This window comes from Tenacibaculum xiamenense, from assembly GCF_964513065.1.
Classification (GTDB): Bacteria; Bacteroidota; Bacteroidia; order Flavobacteriales; family Flavobacteriaceae; genus Polaribacter; species Polaribacter xiamenense.
Genome location: NZ_CAZEQU010000033.1, coordinates 243,142 through 258,463, shown reverse-complemented (window position 1 = coordinate 258,463; position 15,322 = coordinate 243,142). Strand labels below are relative to the sequence as shown.

General features: G+C 32.5%; 12 protein-coding genes. 2 read left to right on the top strand and 10 right to left on the bottom strand.

What is annotated here, in order from left to right; all coding sequences use genetic code 11:
- Window positions 1-34 precede the first annotated feature (34 nt).
- Together ACKTTV_RS12205 and ACKTTV_RS12200 are read left to right on the top strand one after the other, a co-directional pair.
- Window positions 35-820 carry an SDR family NAD(P)-dependent oxidoreductase gene (locus ACKTTV_RS12205; RefSeq protein ID WP_408031117.1) on the top strand — a complete coding sequence of 262 codons (786 nt, stop codon included), beginning with the start codon at window positions 35-37 and terminating at the stop codon, window positions 818-820.
- 12 nt (window positions 821-832) lie between these two features.
- Window positions 833-1,813: an NAD-dependent epimerase/dehydratase family protein gene (locus ACKTTV_RS12200; protein ID WP_408031116.1), complete on the top strand. Its 981-nt coding sequence runs from the start codon at window positions 833-835 to the stop codon at window positions 1,811-1,813.
- Window positions 1,814-1,893: 80 nt separating this feature from the next.
- Here the strand turns inward: ACKTTV_RS12200 and ACKTTV_RS12195 are convergent, their stop codons facing one another.
- From ACKTTV_RS12195 to ACKTTV_RS12150, 10 genes are all read right to left on the bottom strand, one after another.
- Window positions 1,894-2,469 (bottom strand): antibiotic biosynthesis monooxygenase, encoded by a 576-nt coding sequence (locus tag ACKTTV_RS12195; RefSeq protein ID WP_408031115.1) that lies wholly within the window; start codon window positions 2,467-2,469, stop codon window positions 1,894-1,896.
- 58 nt (window positions 2,470-2,527) lie between these two features.
- Entirely contained in the window at window positions 2,528-3,244 is a 717-nt protein-coding gene (locus tag ACKTTV_RS12190) for a pirin family protein (RefSeq protein WP_408031616.1), read from the bottom strand.
- Window positions 3,245-3,411: 167 nt separating this feature from the next.
- Window positions 3,412-4,335, bottom strand: coding sequence for a hypothetical protein (locus ACKTTV_RS12185; protein ID WP_408031114.1), 924 nt, complete (start codon window positions 4,333-4,335; stop codon window positions 3,412-3,414).
- Window positions 4,336-4,501: 166 nt separating this feature from the next.
- Window positions 4,502-5,794 carry a hypothetical protein gene (locus ACKTTV_RS12180; protein WP_408031113.1) on the bottom strand — a complete coding sequence of 431 codons (1,293 nt, stop codon included), beginning with the start codon at window positions 5,792-5,794 and terminating at the stop codon, window positions 4,502-4,504.
- 21 nt (window positions 5,795-5,815) lie between these two features.
- A complete protein-coding gene (locus ACKTTV_RS12175) occupies window positions 5,816-7,228 on the bottom strand; it encodes an alginate export family protein (protein WP_408031112.1) in 1,413 nt (470 codons plus the stop codon).
- Window positions 7,229-7,281: 53 nt separating this feature from the next.
- Window positions 7,282-7,731, bottom strand: a complete 450-nt coding sequence (locus ACKTTV_RS12170) for a MarR family winged helix-turn-helix transcriptional regulator (protein WP_408031111.1) — start codon at window positions 7,729-7,731, stop codon at window positions 7,282-7,284.
- 142 nt (window positions 7,732-7,873) lie between these two features.
- Window positions 7,874-8,332, bottom strand: a complete 459-nt coding sequence (locus ACKTTV_RS12165) for a cold-shock protein (RefSeq protein WP_408031110.1) — start codon at window positions 8,330-8,332, stop codon at window positions 7,874-7,876.
- A gap of 123 nt (window positions 8,333-8,455) precedes the next feature.
- Window positions 8,456-9,583 (bottom strand): methionine aminotransferase, encoded by a 1,128-nt coding sequence (locus ACKTTV_RS12160; protein ID WP_408031109.1) that lies wholly within the window; start codon window positions 9,581-9,583, stop codon window positions 8,456-8,458.
- Between the two features lie 17 nt (window positions 9,584-9,600).
- The gene (locus ACKTTV_RS12155; RefSeq protein ID WP_408031108.1) at window positions 9,601-11,808 is read right to left on the bottom strand and encodes a DUF5916 domain-containing protein; all 2,208 of its coding nucleotides are present in this window, start codon (window positions 11,806-11,808) and stop codon (window positions 9,601-9,603) included.
- A 226-nt stretch (window positions 11,809-12,034) separates the two neighbouring features.
- Complete coding sequence (locus ACKTTV_RS12150) at window positions 12,035-15,259, bottom strand: WD40/YVTN/BNR-like repeat-containing protein (RefSeq protein ID WP_408031107.1); 3,225 nt, start codon at window positions 15,257-15,259, stop codon at window positions 12,035-12,037.
- Window positions 15,260-15,322: the final 63 nt, after the last annotated feature.

Sequence of the window (15,322 nt, the reverse complement as noted above, 5' to 3'; positions counted from 1 at the left end):
AATTTTGCCACGTATTGTTAAAAATATAGAGAGTATGAACACGCAGAAAGATCAGAAATATGCACTTATAACAGGGGCCAGTCAAGGTTTGGGAAAAGAGTTCGCGATTTCATTAGCCAAGAGAAAACATAATGTCATATTGGTAAGTTTACCAAATCAAAATTTAAAAGAATTAGCCAATTATATTCAATCATCATTTGGAGTAAAAGTGTCATATTTTGAAGCCGATTTTTCTTCAGATGAAAGTGTCATATTATTGACAAATGAATTGAATAAGAACTTTGAAATAAATATATTAATTAATAACGCAGGTACCGGAGGAACAAAAAAAATAGAAGATGTTTCGTTGAATTATGTAACCACAATAATTCAAGTAAATGTAAAAGCTACCGCTGTTTTTACCCATCAATTACTTTCAAATTTAAAAAGACAATCACGTTCTTATATCTTGAATGTGTCGAGCATAGCTGCCTTTGCTCCTGTTGGCTATAAAACAGTTTACCCGGCTTCAAAAGCTTTTGTTCATTCTTTTTCACTAGGTCTTTCAGAAGAGCTAAAAGACAGTAATATTTCAGTAAGTGTTATAAACCCAGGAGCTATGAAAACCAATCCAGAAATTACTGCCCGAATAGAAAAGCAAGGGTTTCTCGGAAAATTAACTTTATTACACCCTAAGAAAGTTGCTGAGTATTCTTTAACAAAAATGTTTAAAGGCACTACTTTTATATTAATTAACCCTATGAGTTGGTTTTTATCCGTTCTCTTACCCAATTGGATAAAAGTACCAATGATGACAAATATAGTTAAACGAGAAGCTTAAGATTGATATTAAATGAAGCATGTTTTTATTACAGGCATTAACGGATTATTAGGTACGAATTTATGTCATGAGTTGTTAGCAAAAGGATATTATGTTACGGGTTTAGTTAGAAACAAGAATAGTTATAAAGGAAATACACATGAAAATTTAAGTTTGATTGAAGGGCAATTATTTGATGATTTTTCTTCATTATTTAAAAAAATCGATGTTGTTATTCATGTGGCGGCTGTCACAGATCAAGGGTTATTAAATTATTATGATTATTGGTCTATTAATTGTAATGCGACTAAGCAATTGTTTAATACCGCGATAATTTGCAGTGTAAAACAATTCATTTTTGTGAGTACTGCAAATACTTTGGGTTATGGCTCTTTAAAAGAATTGGGTAATGAAAAAAGTGAAGTAAGTAGTTTGTTCAGACAATCATATTATGCGAAAAGTAAAATAGAAGCTGAAAAGTACTTAATAAGAAATAAGCATAAGATAAAAACAATTATTGTAAACCCAACGTTTATGCTTGGTGCATACGATAGTAAACCTAGTTCAGGAAAAATTATACTAATGGGCTGGAATAAAAAGGTGATTTTTTATCCTCCCGGGGGGAAGAATTTTGTACATGTAAAAGACGTTGCAACTGGAATCATTAATGCTATAAACAAAGGCGTTTCTGGAGAAAAATATTTACTAGCAAATAAAAACTTAAGTTATAAAGAGTTTTATGAAGAGTTGAATTATGTAGCCAATCAAAATCCAATAATGATTGAAATACCAAAAAAAATCTTAGTGCTACTCGGTTTTTTAGGAAACTTGTTAAGAAAATTACGTGTAAAATCGGATTTAAGTTTAACCAATATGAAAATTCTATGTATTGAAAATTACTTCTCTAACAAGAAATCTATACAGCATTTAGATATGAAGTATCAACCTATTGAAAGTGCAGTAAATGATGCTATAGACTATTTTCAAAACGAAAGAAACAACAAAAAACATTAAGCCTATCAAGTCCCCCCTTACTCTTTCTTAGTCCCAGATTTTTGGTAAATAATATTTTATCTGGGACTTTAAAGAGATATTTAGTGTTTATTATCAAAAAGCCAAAATTTAAAAAGTTTAACCAAATTAGGCATTAATACCCAGGTAAGTAAAGGTACTAAGGCAAGAGTAACGAAAAGAGTTATAATGGTTGAGTTTATATCTGGAAATATTCCCTTAAAAAGCAAAGAAAGAATGACAACACCTGGAAATACAGCACACCAAGTTAAAGTTGCCATTTTCCACTTCGGAGGTACGTTTTGCTTCGTTTCTGGAAGTGTAAACCAAAAATCGATACCTTCGTGATGCTTAAGTTGCATTTTCTCTAAAGAAAATGAGTCCAATTTTTCAATGGCTTCCTTTCTTTCTTCTGAATTCATCCACAGGGATAATGTTTCTAAATTCTCAAATTGAAAAGCAACTGTGTATTCGTTTTTAGTTTTGTTTTTGTCTGGACGAATTACATATTTCCCTTTAAAGCCGTTGAATTTACTCACTTTTTTTCCGATGCTTTTCAACCACTTTTCGAAATCTTCTTCTAAACCTGGTCTTATCGTATGCTTTACAACGGTCGTAAGTGGCATATTTTGTGGTAATTTTTTAAAAGTATCATTCATTATTAGAAAATTGTTTTTAACCTGAAAATTTAGCTATTCGATAAATGAGAGTTTTAGCTTAATCAACATTCATTGGAACTTCAATAAGTAATACTTTACTTGAGGTATTGGATTTAAATTGAATCGTCTCTGTATCCCAAATACCAAAACCATCTCGTTTTTCCAGAGTTTGTCCTTCAATTTCTACATTTCCTTCGATAACAAAACAGTAAACGCCATTTCCTTTTTTATTAATAGTATAACTGTCAGTTGCATTTGCATTAAACTTTCCTATATGAAACCATGAATCCTGAATTATAGTGACACCTTGATCATTTTTATAAGGAGATAGAATCTGATAAAATTTATTTTTCTTCTCTAATTCGCGAATCGAAATTTGATCATATTGAGGTGCAATATTCTGTTTTTTAGTATGAATCCATATTTGAAGTAATTTTACTTCTTTATCCGAGTTCTTGTTATATTCACTATGATAAATCCCTTTTCCGGCACTCATAGCTTGAATATCTCCCTCATTAATTACTCCGACATTTCCCATACTATCTTTATGTTCTAAATCACCTTCAAGTGGAATAGAAACTATTTCCATATTTTGATGTGGATGCATTCCAAACCCCTTTCCTCCTGCAATAGTATCATCATTCAATACACGAAGTGCTCCAAAATTCATACGATCAGGATTATAGTAATTTGCAAAGCTAAATGAGTGATTTGCTTTTAGCCATCCTAAATCTACTTTTCCTCTTGTATTTGCTTTATGTAAAACTGTTTTCATAGTTGTTATTTCGTTATTAGGAATATGATTAAATCCTACCTGGTTATTGTGTTTTTTTAAATCTTTATTGTCGTTTTCTCCCTTTAATAGACTTGGAGTTAAGAGAGCAACAGCACTTCCTATTAAAGATTTTTTTATAAACTTCTTTCTGTCCATTTTTTCTCTATTTATTTTATATAAAAGGGTATTGTCACAATATTACCTTCTTTTTTATTTTTTAGACTTCCAATTTTATGATCAAATAAACCATTTAAATTATTTCCCGATGGATCCGATAACCTCGAATTTATACGTATAAAATACTGATGTTTCTTCCAAGGCTTTTCTGGGAAAAATGACCAAGTTTTTTCTCCATCTCCTATTTTTAAATTTCCTAAAACAAGGTTATTGTTCTTATCATAAACAGATATTCTGTGATAGAGAGACATTATGTCTATAGATTCATAAAAATCTATTTTCAACGCATTCTTAGTGTTTTTTTTCGGAAAATCTATTTTCCAATTACTAATGTCAGGAAAATTGAAATCAGCTTTAGATACTTTAAATCTCTTATAAGTTGCTTGCGCCATCATCTTTCCAGAAACACTTTTTAACGGATTAATTTTTAAATAATACGTTTTATAGCCCTCAAGGGCTCTTCCTAAACTTTTATGCGCTATTAATCCCGTTTTTACTCTTGAAGGATCAAAAATTAGTGTTAATTGTTTCTGAGATGTATCCCATAATTCTTGAACATTATTAAAAATAGCTCCTTTTATTTCTTGGTGATTCTCATCGTATAATTTAATTGACTTTAAGTTATTATCGGTTCTCATTGGTTCCGAAAACTGTATGTATATTCTAAGTAAGTTTTCTGGAAGAATATCAGAAGTTGGATATATCTTAGAAACACTAGGTAATCTCTTGTTTTTTGGTTCTAACGAAAATAGATATTCACTTTTATTTGAAACTAACACGTATTTTGCGCTTGGAATAAATGGTAAATCAGGTGTAAAATACAGTCTATTCTTTTTTAATACTGAATTCCCATTGATTGGAATCTTATTGTCTTCGTCCAAAAGAAAAACATGTATATTTTTAACAGTATTCATTTGAGAAAATACCACTTTTGATTTTGAAATAAATGATAATTTTCCTTGGGAGTAACTAATACAGCATACAAAAAATAAAATTCCAGATAATAAACGCATCATTAATATTTTTACTGTCAATTAAATTAAACCACTCCTAAAAATTATTAAGAGTGGTTCCAATTCCTTATTTCTGCTTAATTAATTCAGGAAAACCTTCCATAGGTTTCATCATATTATGATAGTTAATCCATGGTTCTCCATCTCTATAGGTGTGATCTGGGAATTCATATTCACTGTCAAAATCACTAAGTCTAAAATAAGCTCCTTTCACTTTAGATAGTAAATCAATTTGTCCATTTTCAATATTTCTTCTTAAAACGGTTAGCATCATTTGATTTTGCTCTGAAACTTGCATTACCCCAGCCATAGGAACTGGAAAAATAGCAACTCCATTAGGTCCCATAGAAAAACTCGATAAACCTTTACCCTTTTCTGCATTTGCAAAATCTTTCAATGAAATTAAGCTTGCACTACGCTCTTTATTAATAATTAGTAATTTCTTATCAAAAGAACCATCTTGCTCTTGAGCCATGAAAGTGATCATATCAATAGGTGTATTACCATAACCAAGTTCTGCAATTGTTTTTGCTTTTATATGATTATCTTTTTTAATATCAGAAACAGGAATACTTACCAAGGGTGTACAGGTATAAGAAGCAATAAGCGTTGACTTTCCATTAATGTTCTCAATAGCCATGGTTCTGATTGGAGCCCTGGTTTCGTTTTGATCATGAACAGCATGATACATTTCAATACCAGATACTGCTTCTTGCTTATTTGTAAAAGGATAGGCAATCTTGCGCAATGTTGAGGCAAATTCGCCATTGGTTAACCCTGCAACATAGATATAACCTTCGTGATAATCAATATCTGTGATATTCAAAGTATTTGCGGGTCTATCTCTATAAAAGTTAAATGACTCAGTTCTTATATTATTTATCTTTATCTGTGTTCTATTTGAAACATCAACGAATCGTATATCTTTGGACTCCGGACTAATAGCTAAAATATAACTCTTGGCCTCTAAAGAATTTCCTCTTTTTACGGCAATATATGCTTCCTGACTAGTTGGATGTATTTGCATATCTGCTATAATTACTTCCGATCTTGGTACTCCTAAGACTTTCGCTATTTGTTTGTCAATTCCTTTTTCATTGAAAGGAATTGGTTTTTCAAGTGTTTTTGCTGCAGTTGATATAGCATAAATAGTTCCAGACTTACTATCTCCCACAAATAAAATATCGTTTGGTCCAAAAGCTAGTACCGAAGCACCGTCAAGCTGACTCCTTTTACTGTCATTATTGGCTATGGATTTATTAGTCTTTATGATCGAATTTGTTGCTTGCTGTGCTTTACAGCTCGAGTTAATAAGTGTTATACCTAGTAAAACACTAATGATTAAAGTTCTATTTTTCATTTTTGATTAATTATAGTTGTATTAAAATTTATAGCTAAATGTTGGAGCCAAATGAAAGATATTGGCTGATTCTCCACTGCTTTTTTGAAAGTCTCCAGCAATAAAGTAGCTCATATCCAAATCAAAAGATAGATGCCTGTTGATCTCGTAGGTTGCTTTAAATCCTAGTTGATTTCCTAAGCCTTTATCGGATAGACCGTTCATTTGTCTACTTATAAACCTCGGAGGACTGTACAAACCATCGTTTTTAGAGGCTCTCCAGAAAATTCCCCATTCAAAATATAGTTTCAGTTTCTCCGTCGGAGTCATGGTAACTGACGGATGTATAGAAACCATATTTACTGGTGTAATAGTAGCAGCTAAGCTGTAATAAGCAGGATTAACGAAAAGAGGATTAAAAGTGTTAATTTTTCCATCTCCAATTTCATTGTCACCACTTGTATATTCTAATTTCAAACCAGGTTTGATTTTCCAAGAGGTATTTATTAGTTGATAATACCAGTCAGTTTCAATATTAAAAGCACTAATGTTTGATTGGTCAATTTTTCCAAATTGATAAATAAGCTCTGTGTTATAAGAAAATCGCTTTCCAAGTTTTCCATACCTGCGTACACCAATACTATGCCTTGTTTCTTCTCCAAAAACATCGTTAAATCGTGATTGATTCGATTGAAAACCTAAGTAATAGATCTCATTTCTTCCAGTAAAATTTTTAATTTTAAATTGCGTATATAGTCCCCATAATTGAGGATTGTTAACGTCTGAATTAAAAAAGGTAAATTCATTGTCAAAACTTCCGAATGCAGGACGAACTTCTTTACCGTAAAAAGCTTGAATATTCGCAGATCCGACTTTATATATAACCCTAGATGCATCGAAGCTTCTTCTTATGTTTGGACCTTCTCGGAAACCAATTAATCGCGCGGCTCCATATGCTAATTCTTGCCTTCCTAAACGAAAAGTTATTTTTGAATTTTCACCCGTAGAAAACTTGATATCTAAGAATGCCTGATGAAAATCTAGATTATCTGATTGAGCAAATTCTTTTTCATGACTGGTATACCCATGATATAACTCTCCAAATAGACGGACATGTTTCCCTAGAACAATATCTGTATGAAAAGCGATGCGCTGTGAATAGAAATTTTCATCAGAATCCGATATCCAATTTCTGTTAGAAAAATACTCGAAACGAGGTCTTAATTGACCTCCAAGTGATATATATATTGTTTCCTTTTTGTTTATGGGTATGAATTTTATGGGGTCAAATAAATCTTTTTTATAGGAAGTGTTTGAACCAGATTGTAAATATTCATAGTTTTCATTTTGTCGAAACAGGCTATACTTCGGTACGTCACTTTTCTCCTGAGAATAAATAGGAATAAAAGCTATGAGTAAGCTAAAGATTGTAATTGTTTTGATTCTTCGATTCATTTGTTTTGTTTTAAACATTTGTTGTTGTAAACAACTTTTAGTGTAAATTTTTTTTACTTTATCTTAGCTAAGATTCTATATAATTCCTTGGCATCATCTTCTGACAAATTATCTTCAAAATAATTATTAACAGCAGCTTTAGCTATACAATGAATATCATAAAAAGTTTGTATTCCCTCTTCTGTCACTGTTATATCAATTTTACGTCTATTTTCAGGACAGGTTCTACGATCTATTAATCCTTTTTTTACCAATCGATCCAATAATCTAGTTAAGTCAGGGCTTTTAACAACCAATTTTTCCTTTATCGATTTAGCATCCATTGGTTCTGGATGATTCTTAGCTAATAAACTTAATATATTTAACTGTACATGTGTTATTCCAAAAGGTTTTAATGCTTCTTTTAGTTTAATATCAACCCAGCCAGCTGTTCTAACTAAGCTAAAATAGCCTTTGGCATACCAGCTTTGAGTATCATCTACAAAAACCTTTTCATTTGACATATAACAATAGTTGTTTACAACAACAAAAGTAAAAAATAAATTATAATTATCAAAAAGAAGTTATTTCGTGTTACTTATATTCATAAAAAAAGCCTTGTAATTTTATACAAGGCATATTTTTGTGATAAGTTTTATTATTAGATTATTTCTTCAGGCTTACACGAACGGCATTCATTCCTCGAGGTCCTTTTTCTAACTCAAAAGTCACCTTATCATTTTGAGTAATTTCATCATTTAAATTGCTAACATGTGTAAAGTACTTTTCTTGGTTTTCATTATCAATAATAAAACCAAATCCTTTTGAAGAATCAAAAAACGAAACTACTCCGTTGCGAATAGGATCTACTTTATCTTCTCTATCTTCTAGCTTAGGGATACTAATTTCTATGTTTTTAGCTTTAACCTTTACTTTTTCTGAAGGATCAGGAGGCGTATCGGTTAATTGTCCATTATGATCTACATATGCAAATTCAATGCCTTTTGACCCATGTTCTTCTTTTTCAAGCTTACGCGCTTCCATTTTTTTTTGCTTTTCTTCACGCTTCTTTAAACGCTTTTTTTCTCTTTCACTTTTTCCAAACGATTGTGTTGATCTACCCATAAATTAATTTAAGGGCGTAAATTAACCTTTTTTAAATTAACAAATAGCCGATAAGAAAAATAAAAGTAAAATTTTATACAAAAACTACTTCTGTTGAAGCTTATATCAAAAAATTACACTTTATTAAATCGTAATTAGCTTTTCTGCCGCAGCGATTAATGTTTCATCGGTTTTAGCAAAACAGAATCGAAGCATTTTTTTATCCGTTCCATCTTCGTAAAAAACAGAAATAGGTATTGCAGCAACGCCATATTTTGTAATAAGTTCTGTGGCAAAATCCATGTCATTTTTATTACTAACTTCACTGTAATTTACAACCTGAAAATACGTTCCTTCCGATGGTAGTATCTCAAATTTACTTCCCTTTAATAAATCTTGAAATAATAGACGTTTTTTCTGATACATTTGTGAAACTTCACTAAAATCTACTATGTCTAAATATTCAGAAATAACATGTTGTGAAATACTATTGACACTGAATACTAGAAATTGATGAATCTTTTTTATTTCACTCATTAAGTGCTCGGGCGCAATTAAATAGCCTACCTTCCACCCAGTAACATGTAAAGATTTTCCAAAAGAAGATGCTATAATGGCTCGATCTCTCAGCTTAGGACGTGTATTGACTGAAATATGAGGATGTTTAAATGAGATGTACTCGTAAACTTCATCACTTAATATTAAAATCTGTGGATACTTTTCTAAAAGAGTTTCAAAATCTTCAAAATCTTGTTCTGTCCATATTTTACCTGTAGGATTATGAGGATTGTTCACAATAATCATTTTTGTATTCACCGTTATTGCAGACGCTATACGATTAAAATTAGGAGAATAATCTTCATTAAGTGAAATACGTATAGGCTTCCCTCCTGCTACCATCACTGACGGTTCATAACTATCATAACTAGGATCCAATATAATTACTTCATCACCAGAATTGATAAATGCAGTTATAACTGTGTAAATACCTTGGGTAGCTCCCGTGGTTATTAGTACTTCAGAAGAAGTATCAATTTTTCGTTGGTAACCTTTCTCTGTTAATAATGCTATTTTATTTAATAAGGAAGGCACTCCAGCCATAGGAGTATATTGATGAACATTTTCATTCAATAAACGTGTTGAAATTTCAAGCAAACGGCTATCGACATCAAAATTAGGAAACCCTTGTGATAAATTGATTGCTTTATGTTGATTTGCCAATTTAGACATTACAGAAAAAATACTGGCAGGAGTGTTTGGTAGTTTTGACATAAAAATTAATTTCAGACTTATAAATTAAGCCAATAGGTCATTTTTAAATTTACAGAACGAAAACGTGGTCCAAAATTATCAATAGCATAATTATCGTTATATACTAGAAATAAATCTGATAAAGGAGCAAATCGCCATTGCAAACGTGCATTAATACCTAAGTTATCCCTTTGGTTACTATATTGAGCTAATGCCGTAAAAAATATAGATTTGTTAAAGGTTACATCTACTCTTGGTGTAACTAGCCAATAATCAGCACTTTCATAAGGATCTGGTAATTTTATACCATCATAATTCATATCTAAACTAAATTGAGCCCATGGCTGCAATCGGTAGCCTAATCTTGCCCCAAAAGAATATCGGTTTCCGTTAAAAAATTGTCCTAAAGTAGTATTTAAAGAGTAAGTGAACAAATTTGTATTATTGGAAGTAAATCTCATTTCTGCCTGACTAAATGTATAGCCTTGGTCTCCTGGTAAAGGATTTCCACCATCTTTTCTGGTAGGATCAAATTCATCAGTTAAAAAAATGTACGAATTTGTATAGCTAACATTAATTTCGGAATTATTTGTAAATCGAGTTGACCAACTGGCTCTTAAAAAATAATCCGCTAATTTAAAATCTAAATTTGGTCTAAAGTAATTAATGAAAAGAACAGAAGCTGCATTTCGATTTACTGATGTACTATGTTTAGGAATAAAAAAGCGCTGGACAAAATTTCCCATTTTAAAAATATCTGTTCTAGGAACAAAACCTAAATCCGCGGTAAAATCTTCATCTACATAAGCCCAGTCATTGGTAAAAATCCAATTATTCTTATTGTATGTTGTCATTGCTTGGGCTGACAAGTTTCCTGAAGAATCATCTGGGTTTACAGATTTGTGTAAATAATAGCGTCCAGACCAAGTATTATCAGCAGAAGCAAGGTTGTAATCTACACCGAAAACACGGTTGTATTTGTCATTTACATCTGAGAAACTGTAATCTTTGAAGCGTTCTCTATTTACAATAAAAGCACCAATATTTGAACGTTGCCCAACTTTTCTTTGTATTGCAACCATTGAATTGTTGTTAGATGCAATTTCATTTGTTTCATCGGCAGCTGTTTGAATGCTCATAACTCCTAGCCTCCAATCTTTGTTTAGTTTACCACTTAATCGAGCACCCGCTATGATATCATTTTGAATTAAATCATCATCAGCATCCCTAGCAAGACCTATTCTTCTTGAAAAAAATGGGCGTGCTTCTCCAAAGAAATTCCCAAAAGAGCTAAATAGATCACTATTATCAATGAAAAACTGTCTACGTTCAGGTAATCTTAGTTCAAATCGAGTTAGATTGGTAAAAATGTTATCCACTTCAACATTGGAAAAATCTGGATTTAAAGTCAAATCTAAATTTAATCCATCTCCAATAGCAATTTTGGCATCTCCTCCTACTAAAAACTTAGTTTCACTGGTATTGTTTTCAAAATCTTTCTGAGTTAAACCGTTTATATAGGGTATTAAGGCAAAAGGAGTTCTGGATTTTCCTAGTGGTTTTTCAAATTCCACTTCATTCATAAAAGCCAAATTGGCCAATATTTGAGCTTGTGGTACCTGAAAAGAAGTACTAGTTTCGTTTGTTTGTAAATTAAAGCGATATGGACGAAACCTCCACTTAGTTGCACCTTCTTCAAATTTTAAAGAGGTAAACGGAATGGCAATTTCGGCAGTATAATAATCTTCATAAATTTTACTTTCACCTTTCCACTTTACATCCCAAGTAAAGTTAAAATTGTCAAAATTGGCTCCACCTGAAGCAATTAAAAATTCACGTCTAACACCGTAAGGAGTAATCCCAAACCCAAAAGCATTGGCACCGTCATTAAACGTATCAAAAATAATAGTGACATTATCATTACGAGATCCCCTAAAATCACGTCTTAGTGAAGTTACTACATAATTTTTATTAGGGGCTTCAGCACGAATACCTATGAATAAAGTAGTTTCATTATATGCTATTTGTACACTTGTTTGATGTTTAGCAGCGATTGTATCGGATGGGAAATACTGCCAAAAGTCACTAATTTTATCAGCTTTTGACCATATATTTTCGTTAAGTTCTCCGTCAAGTTGTATGTCTTCTGTAATATACGTAGCCTTTAAAGGTGTATTTTTTCTAGATTGGCCATAAGAGCAGTACCCAAAAAAAATGGCTAGAATTAATAGTAATCGTGTTTGCATATGATAAGTGTCTACTCAAAAATAAATGATTTTTTTCATTTTAAATTCGATTGAAAGTTCACATATTGCAGAATAGAAGCTTTTTTTTAAAAAAAAGGAACTGGTTTTCAGTTATAATACGTTGCTTTAAAGCGAATACGTTAAAATAAGGTTAATATCCTTATTAAGCTTTAATATAATTAACAAAAGGAATGGCTTTTTATAACCATTCCTTCTATTTAGATAATTAATTTTTAATCAATCCTTGTCCTTCAATCCACGGAGCTCCAGCTTCTCTTAATCTTCGTTCTATTCCTGGAATAGTTGAATCGATAATAAGATTTAATTTAGATTTTACTTGTTGTAACTGAGTTTTTGCTCTGTTTACGGCCGCCTTTTGATTTCCAGTTGGTCCATAGGTGTTTGAAAGTGCACTCCAAGCAACCCAATTAGCATCGTTAGGTGTTGGGTTTGAGCGTTCTCCAATTTCACTCTTAACTGAATTACCTTGTAGCTCTTTTTGAACCGCTAATAATGAAAGTCTCAATTCATTAATATCTTTTAACAATTGATCGTTGTTTCCAATCGTTTTATTAGCAGCTCTTTTCATTGCAGCAACTTTCTTCGTTTGATGGCTCATCATTAAGTTTGTAGCGGTCAGATCTTGTTGAAATGCAAATAATTCCTTTCTAAATTGATTCATTTCATTAAATGATTTTCTTGGCAATGCTCCTTCATACATTGGAATAACATTAAATTCCTTAGGTCCCTGAAGCGTTGTAGTAACACCATCCACTCGTTTTACTAAAGTAACTGTATATTTTCCAGGAGTAACAAAGATACCTCCTCCTCCAAAGCCATCTCCTTTTTGATTTAAACGTTCTCCTCTTTTATTAGGATAATTTAATCCCCAACTTACACGATTAAACCCTTTTTTGTTAGTTCCTTTAACCGTATTTACAATATTTCCATTTGTATCTTTTATGATTAATAAAACTTTCGGTTTATCTTGGTTTTTCTCTTTTTCAAGAGCCTCCCAACCGGGAAAATCAGTATTCTTTTTTTCTCTCTTTTTACGAGCGTCTATTAGAGATTTTATATTTTCTGATAAGAAATAAGTAAAGCGAGCACCAAAAGGAGCATTAGGCGCTTTATATTCCGCATCTCCCTGACTTCCAACTCTACTTGATTGACGATACCAGTAAGTATCTTTTACTGGAAATAAAGTAGCTTCATCAGATACCATTGAAGGCTTGAAGTTTCTAATGGGAGTGATATCATCTAAAATAAAGAAACCTCTACCAAAAGAAGCAGCGACTAAATCATTTTCTCTTCTTTGAATGGTAATATCTCTGAAAGAAATGGTAGGAACTCCTCCTTTTAATTGCATCCAATTTTCACCTCCATTGTACGTAAAATAAATCCCATATTCAGTTGCAGCGAATATTACATTCTTGTTAACATGATCCTGCACCAATCGCCATATAAGAAGTCTCTCAGGAAGATCTCCGTTAATCAATTTCCAGCTTCTACCTTTATCGGTACTTTTTATAATATAAGGCTTATAATCTCCGTATTTATGATTATCAACAGCTGCATAAACCACATTGGCATCAAATAAGTCGGCACGAACATCATTTACAAAAGGAACATGGTCTAATCCTTTAATATCAGTTAAAGAAAACTTACGCCAATTGGCGCCACCATCCTCTGTAACCTGAATTAATCCATCGTCGGTTCCAGCGTATAACAAACCTTCTTGTTTTGGTGATTCAGCTAGTGATGTTATGGTATTATAATTAGACATGGCATATACATCCCAAGCATTATCCCAGCTTTGTTGCTTTCCATAATACGGAATGGTCATTCTATCTTGATTTAAAGTTAAATCTGTTGAAATAGGGTTCCAATCATCTCCTCTGTTGTCGGAACGCCAAACACGCTGTGAAGCAAAATACAAACGTTTAGGATTATGAGGACTTACTAAAATTGGGGCATCCCAATTGAAACGTTCATAAGGTTCATCCAACCTTGGTTGTGGTTGAATAAAAACGGTCTCTTTAGTAGTTTGGTCAATTCGCCAAAGCGCTCCTTGTTGGAACTCTCCATAGGTAATATTAGGATTTCCAGGTTCGATTGCAGATTGATGTCCATCGGCTCCTAATGTTTTCCACCAGTCAGAATTTGTAATACCATCTGAATACATGGTTTGCGATGGTCCACCATGTGAACCATTATCTTGGGTTCCTCCATAAATTTTATAAAATGGTTTAGAATCGTCAACTGCTAATTTAAAATACTGGGTTATTGGTAAATTTCTAATGTATTTCCAGCTTTTTGTTAGATCAAATGTTTCATATAAACCTCCATCAGTACCAAAAAGAATGTAATTAGGATCGGAAGCCTTAAATGCAACGGCATGACTATCAACATGCTTATTTTTCTCATTCATAGTATAAAAAGTCTTTCCGTGATTATCCGATACTTGAACGTAGTTACTCATAAGAAATATCTTTCCTTCGTGATGAGGAGAAGCATATAATTCTTGATAATAGTGTGGTCCTGTTCCTCCTGAAATTGCATCAGACTGCTTTTTCCATGATTCGCCTCTATTTGTTGACATAAACACCCCTCCTTTTCTGCGATCTAACTCTATAGCAGCATAAATAACATCTGAATTAAATGGGGAAATGGCTAATCCAATTTTTCCTAGGTTCGAACCTGGAATACCTTTAGTAAGTTTTGTCCAAGTTTCACCTCCATCAACACTTTTGTGAAGACCAGAACCAGGACCTCCACCTAAATATCCAGCTACGGTACGATGACGTTGCCAAGTTGCCGCGTATAATACATCTGGGTTTCTTGGATCAATTTCTAAATCAGTAGCTCCTACCCATTTATCATCTCCAAGGGTTCTTTTCCATGTTTTTCCTCCATCTATTGATTTGTAAACTCCTCGTTCTCCACCAGAAGTCCATAATGGTCCTTGAGAAACGACCCAAAGGATATTGGAATCTGTAGGGTGCACAACGATTTTAGAGATGTGTTCTGATTTTTTTAATCCCATATTTTTCCAAGAAGCACCATCATCATGACTTACATACAGACCATCTCCAATAGAAACATGTCGTCCTCCAACATTTTCTCCTGTACCAACCCAAATAGTATGCGGATTGTTAGGATCAATAGCAATTGCTCCAATAGAGAATGATGTTTGACTATCAAAAATAGGCTTCCATGTGGTCCCTGAATTTGTTGTTTTCCAAACACCTCCCGATCCGACAGCAACATACCAAACATTTTCATTTTCAGGATGAATGGCTATATCAGCAATTCTACCAGAAGTAAAGGCTGGACCAATGTTTCTTAATTTAAGACCTTGAAAGGTAGTATTCGTTATTTCTTGAGCTCGGAGTGGTATTAATAGCAGCATCAATCCCAATGCCAGCAATAATTTCGAAAGTGTTTTCATTTTTAGTTCATTATTTTTGGTTAATTTGATCTTCACTTTGTCATAACAAAATTTTCATAATTC